Raw genomic sequence first — 18,347 nt, 5'->3', positions numbered from 1 at the left:
ATTCTCCGTATCGAAATCGCGAATATCATCGCGGCAAACCCTTGAACCCCGGCCGTTAGCAGACCATGAACCCTGCTGTCATGTCCCGCTTTACCAACCTGCTCTTCGCCACCCTTCTTCTGGCTGCCTGTTCGCAAGCCGATCCAGCGCCCGAGCGCGGCGAACCGCCGCTCGCAGGCGCATCGATCGGAGGCGATTTCACGCTGGTCGGCGAAACCGGGAAGCCGGTCAGTTTCTCCGATTTCGATGGGAAATACCGCACCATCTACTTCGGCTATACCTTCTGTCCCGATGTCTGCCCGACCGACAACCAACGCGCGATGGCAGGACTCAAGCGTTTCGAGAAAAACAATCCCGCATTGGGCGCGAAGGTGCAGCCGCTGTTCGTCAGCGTCGATCCCGAGCGGGATACGCCCGCCGTCCTCACCGAATTCACCGACGCGTTCCACCCGCGTCTGATCGGAATGACGGGCAGCAAGGAACAGCTCGACAAGGTCACTTCGGAATTTGCCGTTTTCTACAGCAAGGGCGAGGAAACCGAGAATGGCGGCTATCTGATGGACCATTCCAACCAGACCTATCTGTTCGGGCCGGACGGAGAGCCGCTCGCCCTGCTGCCGACGGCAGACGGACCCGAGGCGGTGGCAGCGGAACTGGCGAAATGGGTTCGCTGAGGGACAAGTTCTGGGAACGCCCCCTCGCCGATCTCAATCGCGAGGAATGGGAAGCGCTGTGCGACGGCTGCGGGCGTTGCTGCCTGCACAAGGTCGAATATGAGGATACGGGGGAGATCGAGGAGACGAATGTCGCCTGCACCCTGCTCGATTGCCAGACGGCGCAATGCCGTGACTACAAGCATCGCAAGGCCTTCGTGCCCGATTGCCTGCGCCTCACGCTCAAACTGGTCGACCGCGTGCCCTGGCTGCCGGAAAGCTGCGCCTATCGCCGCCGGGCCGAAGGGCGCGCGCTGCCCCGCTGGCATTACCTGATTTCAGGCGACCGCGAGGCGGTGATCGCGGCGGGAGTGTCGGTGGCGGGGCGGGTTATCTCGGAGGATGAGGCGGGGCCGCTGGAGCATCATATCGTCGAATGGGGCGATGGCGAGGACCAGGACGAGGGCCGGGCGGCATGATCGAATGGCTGCGGCAGGCAAGCGCCGACCCGCAGATTTCCGTGGGTTCGCGGGTCCTTCCGATCGAAATCCGGCGGCATAAGACGGCGAAAAGGCTGACCATGCGGCTGGCGCCCGATGGCAGCGCGGTGCGGATCACCCTGCCGCGCTGGTGCGCTTCCACAGAAGCGGTCGCCTTTGCCGAGGATCGGCGCGAATGGCTGGCCCGCCAGCTCGAAAAAATCCCTGAAAAACAGGACCCTGTCACCGCCGGCAAGGTCCTCTACCGCGGCAGTGAAATACCCGTGGACTGGCGCGAGGATGCCCCCCGCAAACCTCTCTTCAAAGAGGGCCGCCTGCAGCTCGGCGGCCCGCGCGAGTGTTCCGGAAAACGCCTCGAACACTGGCTTGATCGGGCGGCAATCGCCGTAATGACCGAGGATGTCCGCCAATATTGCGAGCGTGCAGGCCTGCCCCCGGCGGAAGTCCGGCTGAGCCGCGCCAAACGCCGCTGGGGCAGCTGTTCGAGCAAGGGCGTGCTGCGTCTCAACTGGCGGCTGGTCCAGGCGCCCGATTTCGTCCGCCGCTCGGTGGTGGCGCATGAAGTCGCCCATCTCGTCCATTTCGACCATTCGCCCGCTTTCCACGCGCTGCTGGGCCGGATCTACGAGGGCGATATCGAGCAAGCCAATCGCTGGCTGAAGGAGCATGGCCGCACGCTCTACGCCAGCTTCAGCTAGCGCTAAGGTGCATCTGCTATTATCGTGTCATCATGCGCTTGAGAAACAGGATCAACCCGGTCGGCGGATTTGCCGATTTCTGGACCGAATGGAAACGGCCCACCCCCTATCGCTGGCCGATCCTGGCCGCGTCTTTCGCCATGTCGGGGACCCTGCTGTTCTGGATCACGCAGGAAAATTACTTCTACCCGCCCGAACAGCCCAAGGTGACCTATATCACCACCTTCGCCGATGGCCGGACCGACGAGGAAATCCGCCTTTCCAACATCGAGAACCAGAAGCTGAAGGAAGAACGCGCCGCCGAACGCGCCCGGATCGAGGAGCGCAAGCGCGATATCTACCGGACGCTGGGCGCGGCCACCGGTCTCGATGTGGAAACGATGGAAGCCGAGGCCGAAGCCGAACGGCTGGCCGAGGAACGCGCCGAACAGGAACGGCTCGACCGGCTCTTCGGCGCGCGTGAGGACGGTACACGCGAGGGCGCTGCGCGCCAGGATCAGGCGGACACCGCGATTGACACCGGCCGCGAGTGATGCGCGCTGGCTGGCGGCGGCGGCCCGGCTGGCCGCGCGCGGCCGCCCGCTGTCGCGCCCCAACCCCTCCGTCGGCTGCCTGATCGTCAAGCATGGCCGCGTCATCGCGCGCGGCTGGACGCAGGAAGGCGGCCGCCCCCATGCCGAAGCCATGGCACTGGCGCAGGCGGGCGAGGACGCAGCCGGCGCCTCCGCCTATGTCACGCTGGAACCCTGCGCCCACCAATCGCCCCGCGGTCCGGCATGCTCCACGCTTCTGGCCGAAGCTAACCTCGCCCGCGTGGTGATCGGCGCGCAGGATCCCGATCCGCGCACCGCGGGCGCCGGGATCGCGCGGCTGGAACAGGCGGGGATCGAAACCTCCCTGCTCCCCCTTCCCGCCGTGCAGCACAGCCTGGAAGGCTATCTCACCCGCGCCCGCCATGGCCGCCCGCATGTCACGCTGAAACTGGCGCTCTCGCTCGACGGGTGCATCGCGCTCGCCGACGGGTCGAGCCAATGGATCACCGGCGAGCAGGCCCGCGCCCATGTCCACTCGCGCCGTGCGCTGAGCGATGCCATCCTCGTGGGCGGCGGCACCTGGCGGCAGGATCGCCCCCGGCTCGACGTGCGGCTGGCGGGGCTGGAAAACCGCAGTCCGCAGCGCGTGCTGCTGACCCGCGGCGTCCCGCCCGACGGGGTGAAGGTCATCAACGCACCCGAACAGATCGCCGGGCTGGACGGCGTGAGCCATCTCTATGTCGAAGGCGGCGCAGGCGCGGCGGCCAGCTTTCTGAAAGCCGATCTGGTAGACCGGCTGGAAATCTACCGCGCGCCCATCATCATCGGCGGCGGCATGCCCGCCCTGGGCGATATCGGCCTCGGCACGCTGGCCCATGCGCATGGCCGCTGGCAGCTGGCCGAAACCCGCCAGCTTGGCAGCGACACTTTCACCGCCTATCGCCGCACCATCGAAGAGGATCAGGCCTAACATGTTCACCGGTATCGTCACCGCCATCGGCACCATCGACAGCGTGGAACAGCGCGGCGATGCGCATGTCACCGTTTCCTGCCCTTTCGACCCGGAAGCCATCGACATCGGCGCCTCCATCGCCTGTTCGGGCGTGTGCCTGACCGTGGTGACGCTGGCGGGCGAGAAAGGCCATGCCCGCATCGGCTTCGACGTTTCGGGCGAAACCGTGGCGCGCACCGTGCCCGGCATGTGGGAAGAAGGCCGCAGGCTGAACCTCGAACCCGCGCTGCGGCTGGGCGACGAACTGGGCGGCCATCTCGTCACCGGCCATGTCGACACGGTAGGCGACGTGGTAACGAAACAGGAAAAGGGCGGCAGCTGGCACTACGCCATCCGCATCGGCCGCGAGTTCTCCCCGTTCGTGGCGGAAAAGGGATCGATCACCGTCGACGGCGTCTCGCTGACCGTCAACGAGGTGCGCGACCGCGAAGATGGCACCTGCGATTTTGCGCTCAACATCATCCCCCACACCGCCGAAGTGACGACGCTGGGCACGCTGGAGGAAGGCGACACGGTCAATCTCGAGATCGACGTGCTGGCGCGCTATCTCAAACGGATGCAGGGGCTGGCGGGGTAAGTCTTGGGATTGAGGCGGGAGGAGCAGTTTCCGTTTGTGAACCCTAGGCGGCTATTAGGCCCGAATGCAAAAAAGGGACGTACGTTAGTGCAATGTGCATTCGTCACTGAGGGAAGCGGCTATTTCTGAATTCACATTTGAGTTGTGCGCGAAATGTGTGGGTGTGCTCGATCGCGCAGTGACACGATCCAAGATTTACGAGCGCGAGATTGCAGCGATGGAGGCCGGCAAGCGGATCCGCAGCGGATCGCGGGAGATAGATGATCTCCTTATGATTGCTGAATGGAAAGCACCGAGATCTGCGCATCACCTTAAGTCAAACAAGAGCAGCGAGCTCCTATCGGAAGTGCTTGATGTAGCCACTGCTGAGTGCGGGCTGACGGGAAAAAAGGTGGACGAGCTTGTTAAATTGGTCGGAGTACGAATCCCAATGGCTTCCGCCATTCTGACCTGTATCAACCCAGCCTCTTATACAGTGATTGACGTAAAAGTTCTCGACGCACTGCACGCAAAACAGCGTACCATCACCCGCGACCTGTATATTAGATATCTAACATTCTGCCGATCAACTGCGAAAGAGATTGGCGTCGAATTGCGACAACTTGACCGCGCACTTTGGAAGTCTGGCTCAATTGCTGAGAGCGTCTAAAACCGTCAGTTTGGAGTCTTAATTCCCGACCTTTACGCTATCCCAGGGAGCACGGGAGGGAAAAATCGATCTGAACAGCTTTGTTCGACCGAGATAGGACGCAATCAAGGCGTCAGTCGAAGGCTGATCACCGGATGGCCGACCTTGCCATCGCCTCCCTTATCGACAGTCTAATTCAAGCTCCGGCAGCGGATTGGCTACCAGCCCGGCGACCATCGCCGCCTGGATCTTGTTGGCTGGCCACAGACGGGACAGGGGGCCGACCAGCCGATCCCGAATGAAGGGCAGCACCCGGCTGTCGGACTGATAGACCGGGGTGAAGAGCCAGGTCAGCCACTGATAAATTCCCACATGGGCGCGCCGCAGCGACACGGCATCCTTCAAGGCCGGCGCCACATCCGCATTGCGCGCAAGGGCAAGCGAAAGCGCCCATGCGTCCAGCAGCGCCATGTTTGCACCCTGGCCCAGCTGCGGGCTCGCCGAATGCCAGGCATCGCCAATATGGATCAACGCCTCTTCGGCCGGATGCGCCAGCGTGCGATGGGCATAGCGCGCGAAAGTGAGCTGGTCCGGCCGGGCGATCTGATCCAGCAGCGGTTCGCATATCGGCCAGAGATTGCGGACCTGCGCCTTCCAGCGATCCAGACCCGCATCCTGCCACCGGGCATGATCGCTGCCCTTCAGCGACCAGAAGAACGCCAGCCGTTCCTCCGGCCCGCTCCCTTTACCCAGCGGCAGAACGCCCGCCATCGTGCTGGACAGGTGATAGCGCTGTGAAAGCGTGTCGCGCGGCAGGTCGAAGCCTTCGGGCCAATCGAGCGAGGCCCATAGCGCACCATAGGGCAGTTGACCCGACGGACCCGAGACAAGCGCCGAACGCGTGCCCAGCGCATCGACGATCAGGTCGAACGGCTCGCTGGTCTGACCGTCTTCGAAACGCAGGCACCGCTGCGATCCGTGCATGACCGATCCGGTGATCGTGTGACCGGTGCGCAGTGCGATGCCTTCGGCCTGCAACGCATCGTAGAGCGCGGCAAACAGGCTGGCACGGTGGATGCCGATGCCGAACATGGCGGGCCTGGCCTTCAATGCATCATAGCCGACCGAGAGCACGACACGCTTTGCGGCCATGCCATGGAGCCGGTTTATCCGCGCCCCCTCCTCCATGATCCGACCGGCAAGGCCAAGCTGATGCAGCACGGCGAGCCCGGTAGGCTGGATCATGAGGCCCGAGCCGATCGGCTGAGGCTGGGTAAAACGCTCGAAAACCACAACGCGATTGCCTGCCCGCGCGAGCAGCAGCGCAGAGGCCAGTCCGCAAGGACCGCATCCAGCAATCGCAATCGAACGCCCCGTCATGCGGCAATCTCATAGTATCGCGGGCGTGGCAGGCAAGTGAGGAAGGGTAGTTGTGATTGGGAGAGACGGTGGCTCTATCCGAATACCCCGCTCACCTCCTTGCCTTTTCGAAATCGGCTTCGGCCTGCACGAGGGTCTGGAGCGGGGCGTCGTCCACCAGCAGGCGCAGCACGTCGGCGATGACCTGGCGGCCGTTGGCACCGCTGGTGAAGATGACGATGCCGAAGCCTTTTTCGGGTTCGAACAGCGCCATGGTACGCTCGCCCCAATCCTTGCCGTTATGGAGCAGGAAGCGGTTTTCGCCGCTGTCGTAGATCATCCAGCCAAGACCATAGCCGGTCGCCCGGGGGCATTTGTCCGCCGGGATTATCCCTTCGGGGCAGGCCTGCGCGGTCTGGTCGTCATAAATGGTGGCGCGCTGTTCGATCAGGGCAGGCGTGAGGCCGTCGCCGCGCATCGCCGCCGCCACGAAGCGGGTGTAATCGCCGATGGTCGTATGCAGATCGTCGGCGGCGCTGCCTCCGGGCGTATTGTCGGGCAGGCGCAGCGAACCATCCGCTCCCCGGACCATGGCGACGCGACCCTGCCATGAGGAGTGCGGGGTGAAGAAGGTGTCGGTCATCCCGGCGGGGCCGAACAGGTGCCGCCGGGCGAGATCGGCCAGCCGGGTCTCGGTGACTGCCTCTGCGTAGCGGGCGGCCATGACCGGATTTTCGCCCGAATAATAAGCGCGGGTTCCCGGCTCCCAATCGAGGCGCAGCTTGCCGCCCTCCATCCGGTCGCGCCAGTTTTCGGGGACACCGGTGCGATGCGATAGCGCGTGGCGCAGGGTTATCGTCTTTGCGCGTGGATCGCGGGCAAGATCCGGATCGACGAAATGGGCGGCCATCGGCGCATCGAGGTCGAGCGTGTCAGAAGCCGCCAAGCGCAGGAGGGTTTCGGCCGTGACGGGCTTGGTCAGCGAGGCGACATTGTAGAGCGTATCGTCATCCGCCGGTTCGCCGGGGGCGCGTTCGCCGTAGACGGCGATCCAGGCAACTTCTCCATCCTCGATCCAGCCGACCGCGAGGCTGGGCACGTTGTTCGCCTCGATCAAACCGGGCGCTGCGGCATCGAGCGCGTCCGGCTGGGCCGAGGAAGGCGAAACGCTTGCAGGAATTGTAGTGCAACCGCAAAGGGCAAGAACTGCCGCAGCCTGGACCAGAAGTTTCACGCTAATCTCCTAAGTGATTTAGCGCTATAATACAGCAGTTCAGTGTGCGATCAAGTCAGGCGCCTAAAAGTGATCGCAGTGTTCGGTTCGGAGGCGAGCGTTATTCATAAAAGAAGGCGCCGCCCTGCGGGGCGACGCCTTTCATTGCTTGTCTTGTGCGCATGTCGCGCGAAGGGCTGGCTCAGCAGTTGCCTTCTACGCCGTCGACGCAGTCGCCAACCGATTCGACGTCTTCGCCGAGACCGTCGACAGTGTTGCAGGCCGAAAGCGTCAGCGCGGTGCCACCGAACAGCAGCATGGTCAGGAACTTCTTCATCATCAATCTCCCCTTGGCGGATCCAAGCAATTGATTTGCCAGTCCGTTGAACCAGAACGACATGCGTGGCGGCTGGTTCCGCAAGCGGGAAAGATCGGTCAGGCCAGCGGGCCGTCTTCGAATCCCTCGCGAGTGATCCGATACACCAGATGCACCACGCGCCGCCCCTGATAGCGGCTCAGTTCATACCGCTCGGTCCGCTCGGCGCCGATGGCCTCCAGTGCATTGCGCGAGCGGTAATTGGTATCGCCGACGCGGAATTCGACCGCGGCGACCTGGCTGAAGGCATGGGCGAGCATGGCGCGCTTCATTTCCGGGTTGAGTCTCCTGCCCCAGCATGACGGCGCGAGAAAGGTCCAGCCGATCTCCACCACGCCGCCGTCATCGGCGTCGAATTTGTCGTAGCGCGTGTGGCCGATGACAGCGCCATCGCTCTTGCGCAGCACGGCGAGCGAGCCGCCGCTTGCTAGCCCTTCGTCGAAAAAGGCGTCGAAAACCTCGCGCCGCCAGCGGTCGTGGATCGGGTGCTGTTCCCACACCGCCGGATCGGATGCGACGGCGTAGAGGGCCTCGCGGTCGTCCTCGGCCAGCGGGCGCAGGGACAGGCGCTCGGTCTCCAGCAGGGGTTGCCGGTCGAGCGCCATGCCCTGTCAGCCCTTCGTCACCTCGCCCAGCGCGGCGATGAACTTCTCGATATTGCCCTGGTGCAAACCCGCCACATTGATGCGGCCCGATCCGGCCATGTAGATCCCGTGATCTTCGCGCAGGGTCGCGATCTGGTCCTTGCTCAGCGGCAACATGGCGAAGAGGCCGTTCTGCTCGCCCAGCGCGGCGAGGTTGAGGCCCGGCACCTCGTTATCCGCCGCTGCCAGCCGGTCGCGTACGCGGCGCATGCGGGCGCGCATCTCGTCGAGTTCTTCCTGCCAGACCGCCGTCATGCCGTCATCTTCCAGCAGCAGGCGAACCGCCGCGCCGCCGTGATCGGGCGGCATGGACCAGTTGGCGCGGGCCAGCGCATTGGCGTTGGAGGAGATGGCGTCCATGTCGCCGCCCTCGCGCGCGATCATGTAGAACGCCCCGACCCGGTCACGATAGAGGCCGAAGTTCTTGTCGCAGCTATAGGCCACCAGCGCTTCGGGAACCTTGGCGAGGACCGCGCGGACACCGGCGACGTCTTCCTCCATGCCCTGCCCCAGGCCCTGGTAGGCGATATCGAGAATCGGCAGCACGCCGGTATCCGCAAAGGCGTCGGCAATCGCGGTCCACTGATCGGGCGTGTAATCGATGCCGGTCGGGTTATGGCAGCAGCCGTGGAGCAGCACGGCGTCGTTGGGCCCGGCTCCCTTGATCGCACCGAGCACGGCGTCGAGATTGGCAGTGCCGTCTTCGTTGGCGTGATCGAACGGCACGACTTCGACGCCTACGTCCTGCAGGATCTGTGCATGGTTGGGCCAGCTCGGCATGCCCAGATGGATGCGGGTGACCCCGGCCTTGGCCGCCAGCGAGACCGCCAGCCGCACCGCACCGGTGCCGCCCGGCGTCTGCATGCCTTCGATGCGTCCGGCCAGCGGGCTGTCGTCGCCGAAAATATACGGCATCAGCGCCTTCACGAAGCCGCCATCGCCTTCGGGGCCGAGATAGCTCTTGGAATCCTGCACTTCCAGCAGGCGCTTTTCCGCCTGCTTGATCCCGCGGAAGACCGGCGTCGCGCCTTCGTTCGTGCGATAGACGCCCACGCCGAGGTCGATCTTGTCTTCGCGCGGATCGGCGGCGTGCATCTTGATAAGGGCGAGAAGGGCGTCGGGCGCCTGAGGGGCAAGTTTGTCGAGCATGCCGCGCTCTTTGCGCAATCGCGCGAAGGGCCGCAACCTCAATCGAGATTGCGGCCCCTCAAATGGCGCTTGTTTTCGTATTCCGGCTTAGAACGGCAGCCACTTCTGCTTCTTCGAGAACTTCATGTAACCCGCATTCACGCCCAGCCGCAGCCCGGCGCCCACGCGGATCGGGATGAGGACGACATCGCCCTTGCGCACATAGCTCGCATTGAGGCCGCCGACGGCATAGGCGGTGCCCTCCGCAGCGGGGAAGCGTTCATAGAGTTCTTCAGTGTCGTAAAGATTGTAGACCAGTACGAAGGTGCTGCCGGCGTTGGCCCCGGCATCGAAACCGATCGAAGGGCCGGTCCAGTAAACCGGCATTTCGCCCTCGATCTTGTGGAACAGCGTGCCCGAGCCATAGCGCGCACCGACGATGAACGCGCCGCCCGCCTCGCGGCCGACGATATAGCCATTGGGTTCGCCTTGGTCGGCGAGCAGCTTGCGGATCATGTCGGCAACGCCCTTGGCGCCCTTGCCGAAGACGCCTTCGGCCGCGCCGATCAGATCGTCTTCGCGATATGTGGTAGCGGGGTCATCGACCGCCGTCTGGTCGACCGCGGCATTGGCGGCCATTTCGGCTTCGCTTTCGGACCATTGCGGCTGCTCCGTGCCGACCGGCGCCTGCGCTTCGGCAGCCGGTTCCGTCCAGACGGGCGGCTGGGTCTGCGCAGGGGCGGTCTCGCCGACGGGCGGCAATTCGTTCTGCGGGGCGTCGAGATCCCCGTCGATCGGCGCATCCCAGGCGGCATCGGGATCCACGCTCTGGACCTGCGCGGCGAGCGGGCTTGCGGCCAGCGTGAAGGCGGCCAACAGGCTCGCGGTGAATTTGGTGGCGATGTTCATTCTGGTTCCCTCGTCCGGCATCGCGGGCACAAAGCATGGCGCTGCCCCGCAAACAGAATCTTGTTTGAGCAGCCGCGCAATGAAACGGCGATGAACCGAATCCCGATTGCGCCGAATCGAGTCCTGTGCGCGTTATTTCGAGCGATTTGCAGCAGGCCCGATTTCTTCCTTGAAGGGTTGGAAGGTGCTGGCTATAGCGCGCCCCTCGCAGCCGATATGCGTCATGCGGAGACGTGGGTGAGTGGCTGAAACCAGCTCCCTGCTAAGGAGCCATACCTGGTAACGGGTATCGAGGGTTCGAATCCCTCCGTCTCCGCCATTTATCCGACGCACTAGCTGAGGGCCCCCGGCACAAGAGGCGATCCCTGCCAGCGTCGCGGAAGTTTCATTGCCTGCGATGCTCAGCACTTGGCTCATATATGCCCGCTTTCCTGACGACTAATGCACCGGCTCAACGGCATGCCAGCCCGATCTCCCGCGCAAAATCTTAACCATCTGGCGCAAGCTTGGAAAACATAATACCAACAGGCTCAAGCCATGGATAACATTGAGCCAAGTCGGGCCCGGAGCACGGGCACAAACCTGTTGAGGCCGACCCTGTGGCGCGACATCGCAATCCTTGCGATCTGCTATTATCTTGCCGGCTGCGTTGGCATCTCGCTTGCCGTTCCGCCGGGTTATGCCACGATCGTCTGGCCCGCATCGGGGGTGGCCTTGTGCGCCCTGCTCGCTCGCGGCCCGGCGCGGTGGCCCGGCATCTGGCTGGGATCGTTTGCCTTCAACGTCATGGTCGGCCTGGAAAGCTCAGGCAATTGGCAGGCCTTCGCCATTGCGGCGGCTGTTGCCTCGGGCGCCGCGCTTCAGGCTTTGGTCGGCTTTCGCATGGCACGCGAATTTGAAGACGGTCTCGACCTGTCAAACCTGCCCCGCCTTGGCCGCGCGATCGTTGTCGTCATCTTTTCCCCCTGCCTCATAGCGCCAACGGCCGGGGTGATCATGCTCCTGCTGTTCGGCAAGATCGACTTGGATCTCGCTTCCGGAAACTGGTTCACCTGGTACTTCGGTGACCTGTTCGGCGTTCTGCTTACGCTACCCATCCTCCTGTTCTCGCGCCGTTCGCCGGTTGCGGTACGATGGCACGGGCGGATCCTGCAGGGCATTCATTCGCTGGTTGCGATCAGTCTCGTGGCCACTCTGCTTCTCACGCTTTATGCGTGGAAGTTCATTTCAGAACAGGAATACAGTCGCGCGGACGGATATTTCTCCGCCATGGCAGCCGAAACCGAAGACGCTTTGCGGCATCGCCTGCAGATCTATCAAAGAGGCATGCAGGGCGCCGCGGCCTTCGTCGCGACCAGCGAAAATATCACGGCTTCCGAGTGGCGTGATTACGCGAGCCGGCTCGATCTTTCGGATGCCTATCCAGGATTGCGCGGCATCGGCATATTCCAGCAAGCCGAAAGCGCAGAGCTTCCGGCGCTGAGGGATCAAATCCAAAGCGAATATGGCAATGAATTCGATATTCACCCTGGGATCCCGCGCGATATACATTACGTCATTACCAAGGTCGAACCGCTTTCCGCGAACTATGCTGCGCTGGGGCTGGATCTTGCTTTCGAGGAAGGTCGCAGGGAAGCCATCCTTCTCTCGCTCAACCGCGATGATCCGGTTCTCACCCGACCCGTCGTCCTCGTTCAGGATGCCAAGCAAGGGGCAGGCTTTCTTCTCGTGCTTCCCGTTCGCGACGATCGCGGCAGGCCCACCGGCCAGTGGATTTATGCCCCCCTGGTGGCGGAAGAACTCTTTGCTGGGCTAACACCCGCCCAAGGTGAGGATTTTGCGCTTGAAGTGCGCAATAACGGAGCTGGCCCGACCGGCACTCCGATTTTCTCCTCAGCGACGACGACTGCGGACCCCCGGTTCGAGATAGAGCGGTCGGTGACTTTGGCAGGTCAGCCTATGATTCTTCGCTGGACCAGCCTCCAGCCGTTCGTCGCGCGCAACTCGTCGAGCGCCCCGGCCATCGCTGTGGGAAGCGGATTTGCCATTACCCTGCTGCTTGGCCTGCTGCTGGTCACATTCCTGCGCCGTGAAAACCATGTCTTCAACGAAGTCGAACGGGCGACCACCGAACTCGCAGAACAGAACCACATGCTCGAACTTGCCGAGGCGACCGCGCATATTGGCCACTGGCATCTCGATACACTCAACAATCAGATCCGCTGGTCCGATGAAGTCTATCGGCTGCACGGGCTTGAAATTGGCGACACGCCGGAACTGGAGCGGGCGATTGAATTCTACCATCCCGACGATCGCGCGCTGGTAGGACAGGCGCTGGCGACTGCAATGGAAACACATGAACCGTACGATTTTCATGCACGTCTTTGCCCAGCTGCGGGTGAAATGCGGCATGTCGAGGTGCGGGGCCAGGTCCAGAGCAACGAGGACGACGAGGTAATCGCAGTCTTCGGGGTCATCATCGACCGGACCGAGGAAACGAACATGCGCGAGAAGCTCACGCATTCGATCGAGGAAGCGAGGGCGGCGGACAAGGCGAAAACCAGTTTCCTGGCCAATATGAGTCACGAAATCCGCACGCCGATGAACGGGGTCATCGGATTTACCGAACTTGCCCTGTCCGCCGAAAAGAACCCGGATCAGAAACGCCGCCTCCAGATGATCGCGGATTCCGGCAATGCGATGCTTCGCCTGCTGAACGATTTGCTCGATTTCGCGAAGATCGAAGCCAAGCAGATGGCTATCGTCAAGGAGAGCACCGATCTTGCCCATGCGCTGCGCAGTTGCCAGCGCCTGATGGAGCCAGTCGCCCTGAGCCAGGGACTCGACCTCCGCCTCGAGATCGATCCAGCCCTGCCCGAACGCCTCATGATCGACAAGATGCGGCTGCGCCAGATTGTGCTCAATCTGGTCGGCAATGCGCTCAAATTCACGGCTGATGGCGAGGTGACGCTTTCCGCTGCGGCCGACAGCCAGGATCCGGGAACTCTCCTGATCGCGGTCCAGGATACCGGTATCGGCATTCCCGAAGACCGGCTGGACAGCATTTTCGGCAAGTTCACCCAGGCTGATGATACAACCGCGCGTAAATATGGGGGCACCGGGCTTGGGCTGCCTATCAGCGCCGAGCTTGCCGAACTCATGGGCGGCAAACTCACCGCGCGGAGCAAGCCCGGCGAAGGCTCGACCTTTACCTTGTCCCTGCCGCTGGAGGAAGGCGAGGCACTAACGGAAATGCCGTCCCCGGCAGATCCGGAGGACGAGGGCGAAACCGGGCGCGAACGGCGGCTAACTGTCCTCGTCGCGGAAGACAATCCAGTGAACCAGGAGCTTACCCTGGCGATGGTAGAGAGAGCGGGACATGAAGGCGTGCTGGCGCGCGACGGGCAGGAAGCCGTCGACATGGTCATCCGGGCGGAAAAGGAACATCGGTCCTACGATATGGTCCTGATGGACATGCAGATGCCCCGAATGGACGGTCTGGAAGCAACCCGCTCAATCAGAGCCGCTGGGATCAGTGCCGAAAAGCTGCCTATTCTGGCCATTACGGCGAATGCCTATGCCGACGATATCGAACGCTGTGAAGAAGCCGGGATGCAGGCCCACCTGGCCAAGCCGCTGAGATTGAAAAACCTGCGTGCGGCCATCGCCGAGTGGTCCCCCAGGTCACAGGCAGACGCGCAGCCGGAACCTGAAGCAAAGCCCATCAACGAAGGAATCGAACAGGAAACCGACCCGCGCCTGCAGGCGATGTTCCAGGAGCGAGTGGCGCATACGCGCGATGCCATCGACGGCATCTTGCAACGCGGACAGCCTACCGATGGCGAACGGACAGAAATAGCCAATACCCTGCATCAGCTAGCGGGCGTCTCCGCTTATTTCGGCCAGGACGCCTTCGGCGCGATTTGTCGAACCAAATCCCACCAGCTCCGCGATAGCTCCACGACCGACGAAACGCTTGGCATTTTACGCCAGGTGCAGGAACAATTAGCAATTTCGTTTGGTTGATATTACGCTAATGCAAGTCTTAATTTTCAGGTGTCCCAATTTGGGAGGGTGATTTCCTCTCGGCCTGAAACTGAAAGTTCTGGCGCCGCAGGTGGAGTGAAATGGCTGATATCCTTGTTGCCGATGACGATCCCATTCTCGTCGAGATCCTGAAATTCCGGCTCGAAGGCGCTGGCCATTCCGTCTCGATAGCGACCAACGGTGAAGAAGCGTTGGCTGCCGCACGCGAAAATCGCCCGCATCTGATCGTGCTTGATTCGATGATGCCCGTTCTTTCCGGCCCCGAAGTTCTGACCGAACTCAAAGCGGATCCTGACCTTTCGACCATCCCGGTAGTTATGCTGACCGCGCGTGATGGCGAGGCCGACATCATTGCGGGCCTGGAAGGCGGAGCGGCAGATTATCTCACGAAACCTTTTATTCCGCAGGAATTGCTGGTGAGGATTTCGGGCCTCATCGAAACCGTGTGAGCATGCGCGCAAGCTTCTGTATTGTTGCATTGGCTTTCGGGGCCTCGCTCCACTCTGCGCCTTCATTTGCGCAGGCTCGCGGGGAAAACCGGGCAGGTGCCATCCAATCGGCGGAAGCAGCGCAGGCTGAAGGAAATTACAGTGCTGCGCGCAGGCTCCTTTTGGATCTCCTTGCAGAAAATCCCGATGATCCAGATCTGTTGAGGCGCCTTGCACGGGTCGAAGCTGCGGCGGGCCGGCTCGACGTGGCTCTCAATCTGATAGACCGCGCTGCGACGATCGCTCCGCACGATCTCGATATTGCCCTTGCCCGCGCGTACATCCTTTATTGGAGAGGAGACCTGAAAGCGGCCAAGGATGTCACCGAGTCCATTGCGGCGCGTGAACCCGACTATCCCGACTTGGCGGCGCTCCAGGCGAGTTTACGGCGCGCTCGAGAGGATTCGGGAATTCGGTTGCGGGCGCTTTCAGTTGGGGGCGGCGTTTCCGACATCACACTTCAGAGCGGCGCAAGCCGGACGTGGAATACGCAGAATATCGTCGCAGCATTCGACCTTTCAGCCGAAGATACGCTTGCTGTCAGCCTGTCGCGTGAGGAACGTTCGGCGATCGATATGAGAGGGGGAGTACGTCTCGACCACCGGATTGCCGATGGTTCGGTTTATATCACGGCCACAGCGGTGCCAAATGCTGACTTCCAAGAGAACTGGAGCTTGGGCGCCGGCGGCGAATTGCTGATTTCAGGCCGCACGGCTGCACTCATGGATGTCCGCTTGGCGGATTACGATACCGGTGAGATCGTTTCTGTCCAACCTGGGCTGCGTGTCCCACTGGGTAGCGATTTCTCCCTCACAGGTAGAGCTATCAACATCTTCGGTGGCGGAGAAAGCTATCGCTTGGGCGGATCGATAAGGCTGGATTTCCAGCGCGATAGCCATCCGTCCTTTTTTGCCTTGGCAGCGAGCTATCCCGATGCCGAAGCTGGCGATGTCCGGCAATTGCGCAGCGTGGCAGCGGGGATGAACGTGCCGGTGTCGGAACGGCTGTCTCTCTCGGCGACTGGCAGCCACGAAGATCGCAAGGATAGCTACCGCAGATGGGCCGGCAATCTGGCGCTGACTTACAGGTTCGACCGGCGATGAATGCCTATCAGCAGGTCGTCTTGGGCATTACGATCGGCGCGACGGCCGTATTTCTGTTTTTTCTCCTTCTCGTCTTCAGGAGATATATCGGCGAGAAGAGAGCTGCCCTGCTGGATGCACGCGATACAGCGATCACCCGCAGTTATCTTCACCGGGTGGCTGGCCATAAGGTCGATGACCCCAAAAAATGGAACGCCAAGGCGCAATTGGCTGCGGTGACGCGAATTCTGCCGCTCTTGCGGGGTGGCGAGAAGACACGCCTGCTGCAAATCGCAGAGTTGGACGGCGTCCTTTGGGATACGCTGTACCGATCGCACGGCATTTACAAAAAAGACCGGGTAAATGCTGTCCATCTTTTACAGCGCGTCGGCAGCGAAGCCTGCATCGGGCGGCTGCGCGAACTGATGGCGCGCGATCGCAATGACCGGGTGAGGCTGGAGGCGGCCTTCGGGCTGGCCGCGAACGCGGCGCTCCCGCCGCCGCGCGAAACGCTTCGCATCCTGGGCGCGATGGATCGGCCCCCGACACGCATAGATGTCGCGTTGCTGCGTTCGACCGCCCCCCTTTACCCGGATCAGATGCTTCTGCTGCTGGATGACGATTTGGATAGCGCCTGGAGAGCCAGGATCATCGATGCGCTGGGGTGGTCGGAAAGTCTGGCCGTGATCGACGCAGTCAAAAATGCGGCTATCGATCCGAACCCAGAAGTCCGCAACGCAGCCCTACGCGCGTCCGCGAAGCTGGGCCATCCGGCCGCCGCGGATTGGATTTTACCTGCCTTGGAAGACCCCGTGCATTCCGTCAGGCTTCAGGCGATCAGGGCCGCAGTTCAACTGAATCTGAAGCAAGCACTTCCGGTAATCCTGCAGCTACGCAACGATGACGAACTCTGGGTTCGTCTGAGGGCGGAAGAAGCCATCGAGCATTTCGATCCAAGCTTGCTTTCGCCGCCGGGAGACGCGAAGTCATGAGCTGGGACGAATTCATTCACATTGTCGCAAATGTGGTAATTTGGATCGCCTATTTCTGCTTCATCGTAGTGGCGCTCCGCAATATCATCGCCCTTCTGCAGCTATTGCTTGCTGGGTGGGTTTTTGCGACGCGGGTAAGGCCTGGCAAGGGTGCCCGGGACCTGTGGCACCGCTATGCCGACCTTGCCTTGCCGATCTCAGTCATCGCACCAGCCTACAATGAAGAGCTCTCAATCGTGCAGAGCGTCCGGGCTCTGCTGGCCCTGGAATATCCCGAACACGAAGTCATCGTCGTCAACGATGGTTCGAAAGATCGTACGCTCGACACGCTGATCGAAGCCTTCGGCATGAAAAAAACGGAGCGCACGCAGATAGCTCACCTCCAGCACACCCGCATTCTAGGTGTCTATCGGTCCAAGCGGTATCCGAACCTTTTGGTGGTCGACAAGGAAAACGGCCGCAAGGCGGACGCCGCCAACGCCGGCATCGGATTTGCCCGAACGCCGCTGGTCTGCGTGATCGATGCCGACTCCATCATCGAGCCCGACGGACTGTTGCGGGCCGCCGAGCCATTCATGTACGATGACGACCGCTTGGTCGCGGTTGGCGGAGCGATAAGAATCGTCAACGGCTGTATCGTCAAAGGCGGTTCTTTGCACCGGATGGGGATTGCAAAGGAGATGATCCCCCGCATCCAGATCGTCGAATATCTGCGTGCCTTCCTGATGAACCGTGTGGCGAACGCGCATCTGAATACGCTCATGCTGATTTCCGGCGCATTCGGGCTGTTTCGCCGCTCCACTATCGTTGAAATGGGCGGATACCGGCATGACACGGTCGGGGAAGATCTTGAACTCGTCGTGCGAATGCACCGCTTCCTGCGCAATAAGCGGCGGGATTATCGCATTGCATTCGTACCCGATATCGTCTGCTGGACGGAGGCGCCCGCGGCGTTGAAAGGCCTGGATAACCAGCGGGCCCGGTGGCAGCAGGGTGCGATGGAGACGCTGCAGCGCCATCGCGGCATGATCTTCAATCCCCGATATGGCCGGATCGGAATGATCGCGATGCCGCAGATCGTGCTGGAAGACATTCTTGGTCCTCCAGCCGAATTGCTCGGCTATCTGGTCCTGCCGGCGGCCGCCTTGCTCGGGCTGCTCGACCCCATGATGGCTCTGGCGTTTTTCTTCGTCTCGATCGTCTTCGGCTGTGCCTTAAGTGTCGGCACGCTCGCGCTCGAAGAACAGCAATTGCGCCGGACGCCAAGCGCCAGGGACCTGTTGCGCATCGGCGTGGCCGCCATCGTCGAGAATTTCGGCTATCGGCAGATCAACCTCTGGTACCGTCTTTACGGTATCGTGCGCTTTTTCCGGAAAGACAGCACTTGGGCCGCGGTTCCACGGGTCGGTTTCACCGAAGGCTGAGCCGCGCACCAACATTGCTCGACTACCCCAGCCCCTGAACCATGCCTTTGCCTAATCGGCGGGATCGGATAGGCGCGTCTTCTG

The 18,347-nt window shown here is 62.0% G+C and carries 18 protein-coding genes and 1 tRNA gene; 13 read left to right on the top strand and 6 right to left on the bottom strand.

Features of this window, described 5'->3' with window-relative positions:
* Nucleotides 1-80 precede the first annotated feature (80 nt).
* From K3175_RS06830 to K3175_RS06805, 7 genes are all read left to right on the top strand, one after another.
* Nucleotides 81-674: an SCO family protein gene (locus K3175_RS06830; protein WP_247710768.1), complete on the top strand. Its 594-nt coding sequence runs from the start codon at nucleotides 81-83 to the stop codon at nucleotides 672-674.
* A complete protein-coding gene (locus K3175_RS06825) occupies nucleotides 662-1,132 on the top strand; it encodes a YcgN family cysteine cluster protein (protein ID WP_221542628.1) in 471 nt (156 codons plus the stop codon). Before K3175_RS06830 ends, K3175_RS06825 begins: the two co-directional genes overlap by 13 nt.
* Complete coding sequence (locus K3175_RS06820; RefSeq protein WP_221542627.1) at nucleotides 1,129-1,851, top strand: M48 family metallopeptidase; 723 nt, start codon at nucleotides 1,129-1,131, stop codon at nucleotides 1,849-1,851. Before K3175_RS06825 ends, K3175_RS06820 begins: the two co-directional genes overlap by 4 nt.
* Nucleotides 1,852-1,883: 32 nt before the next feature.
* Entirely contained in the window at nucleotides 1,884-2,384 is a 501-nt protein-coding gene (locus K3175_RS14170) for a hypothetical protein (RefSeq protein ID WP_247710767.1), read from the top strand.
* Complete coding sequence (ribD, locus tag K3175_RS06815; protein ID WP_247710766.1) at nucleotides 2,365-3,354, top strand: bifunctional diaminohydroxyphosphoribosylaminopyrimidine deaminase/5-amino-6-(5-phosphoribosylamino)uracil reductase RibD; 990 nt, start codon at nucleotides 2,365-2,367, stop codon at nucleotides 3,352-3,354. Before K3175_RS14170 ends, ribD begins: the two co-directional genes overlap by 20 nt.
* 1 nt (nucleotide 3,355) lies before the next feature.
* Nucleotides 3,356-3,973 carry a riboflavin synthase gene (locus K3175_RS06810; RefSeq protein ID WP_221542625.1) on the top strand — a complete coding sequence of 206 codons (618 nt, stop codon included), beginning with the start codon at nucleotides 3,356-3,358 and terminating at the stop codon, nucleotides 3,971-3,973.
* A gap of 157 nt (nucleotides 3,974-4,130) precedes the next feature.
* Nucleotides 4,131-4,622 carry a hypothetical protein gene (locus tag K3175_RS06805; RefSeq protein ID WP_221542624.1) on the top strand — a complete coding sequence of 164 codons (492 nt, stop codon included), beginning with the start codon at nucleotides 4,131-4,133 and terminating at the stop codon, nucleotides 4,620-4,622.
* 159 nt (nucleotides 4,623-4,781) lie between these two features.
* Here the strand turns inward: K3175_RS06805 and K3175_RS06800 are convergent, their stop codons facing one another.
* The 6 genes from K3175_RS06800 to K3175_RS06775 form a co-directional block, all read right to left on the bottom strand.
* Nucleotides 4,782-5,981: an FAD-dependent oxidoreductase gene (locus K3175_RS06800; protein WP_221542623.1), complete on the bottom strand. Its 1,200-nt coding sequence runs from the start codon at nucleotides 5,979-5,981 to the stop codon at nucleotides 4,782-4,784.
* 91 nt (nucleotides 5,982-6,072) lie between these two features.
* Nucleotides 6,073-7,194 (bottom strand): serine hydrolase domain-containing protein, encoded by a 1,122-nt coding sequence (locus tag K3175_RS06795; RefSeq protein WP_221542622.1) that lies wholly within the window; start codon nucleotides 7,192-7,194, stop codon nucleotides 6,073-6,075.
* 181 nt (nucleotides 7,195-7,375) lie between these two features.
* Nucleotides 7,376-7,573, bottom strand: a complete 198-nt coding sequence (locus K3175_RS06790) for a hypothetical protein (RefSeq protein WP_345719333.1) — start codon at nucleotides 7,571-7,573, stop codon at nucleotides 7,376-7,378.
* A gap of 35 nt (nucleotides 7,574-7,608) precedes the next feature.
* Nucleotides 7,609-8,154, bottom strand: coding sequence for a GNAT family N-acetyltransferase (locus K3175_RS06785; RefSeq protein ID WP_221542621.1), 546 nt, complete (start codon nucleotides 8,152-8,154; stop codon nucleotides 7,609-7,611).
* 6 nt (nucleotides 8,155-8,160) lie between these two features.
* Nucleotides 8,161-9,342: an amino acid aminotransferase gene (locus tag K3175_RS06780; RefSeq protein ID WP_221542620.1), complete on the bottom strand. Its 1,182-nt coding sequence runs from the start codon at nucleotides 9,340-9,342 to the stop codon at nucleotides 8,161-8,163.
* An 87-nt stretch (nucleotides 9,343-9,429) separates the two neighbouring features.
* Entirely contained in the window at nucleotides 9,430-10,230 is an 801-nt protein-coding gene (locus tag K3175_RS06775; protein ID WP_224813112.1) for a DUF1134 domain-containing protein, read from the bottom strand.
* 227 nt (nucleotides 10,231-10,457) lie between these two features.
* Here K3175_RS06775 and K3175_RS06770 point away from each other — a divergent pair.
* The 6 genes from K3175_RS06770 (at nucleotide 10,458) to K3175_RS06745 (ending at nucleotide 18,263) form a co-directional block, all read left to right on the top strand.
* A tRNA-Ser gene (locus K3175_RS06770) sits at nucleotides 10,458-10,549 on the top strand.
* 266 nt (nucleotides 10,550-10,815) lie between these two features.
* Nucleotides 10,816-14,256 (top strand): CHASE domain-containing protein, encoded by a 3,441-nt coding sequence (locus tag K3175_RS06765; RefSeq protein WP_221542618.1) that lies wholly within the window; start codon nucleotides 10,816-10,818, stop codon nucleotides 14,254-14,256.
* Nucleotides 14,257-14,357: 101 nt separating this feature from the next.
* Entirely contained in the window at nucleotides 14,358-14,726 is a 369-nt protein-coding gene (locus tag K3175_RS06760; RefSeq protein ID WP_221542617.1) for a response regulator transcription factor, read from the top strand.
* 2 nt (nucleotides 14,727-14,728) lie between these two features.
* Nucleotides 14,729-15,868 (top strand): tetratricopeptide repeat protein, encoded by a 1,140-nt coding sequence (locus K3175_RS06755; RefSeq protein ID WP_247710808.1) that lies wholly within the window; start codon nucleotides 14,729-14,731, stop codon nucleotides 15,866-15,868.
* On the top strand, nucleotides 15,865-16,839 hold the full coding sequence (locus tag K3175_RS06750; protein WP_221542615.1) for a HEAT repeat domain-containing protein: 975 nt from the start codon (nucleotides 15,865-15,867) through the stop codon (nucleotides 16,837-16,839). The genes K3175_RS06755 and K3175_RS06750 overlap by 4 nt, the downstream gene beginning before the upstream one ends.
* Complete coding sequence (locus K3175_RS06745) at nucleotides 16,836-18,263, top strand: glycosyltransferase family 2 protein (protein WP_221542614.1); 1,428 nt, start codon at nucleotides 16,836-16,838, stop codon at nucleotides 18,261-18,263. The genes K3175_RS06750 and K3175_RS06745 overlap by 4 nt, the downstream gene beginning before the upstream one ends.
* Nucleotides 18,264-18,347 lie beyond the last annotated feature (84 nt).

This window comes from Qipengyuania aestuarii, assembly GCF_019711535.1.
Lineage (GTDB): Bacteria > Pseudomonadota > Alphaproteobacteria > Sphingomonadales > Sphingomonadaceae > Qipengyuania > Qipengyuania aestuarii.
The sequence above is the reverse complement of the archived record's forward strand: the minus strand, read 5'-3'. Positions and strand labels throughout refer to the sequence as shown.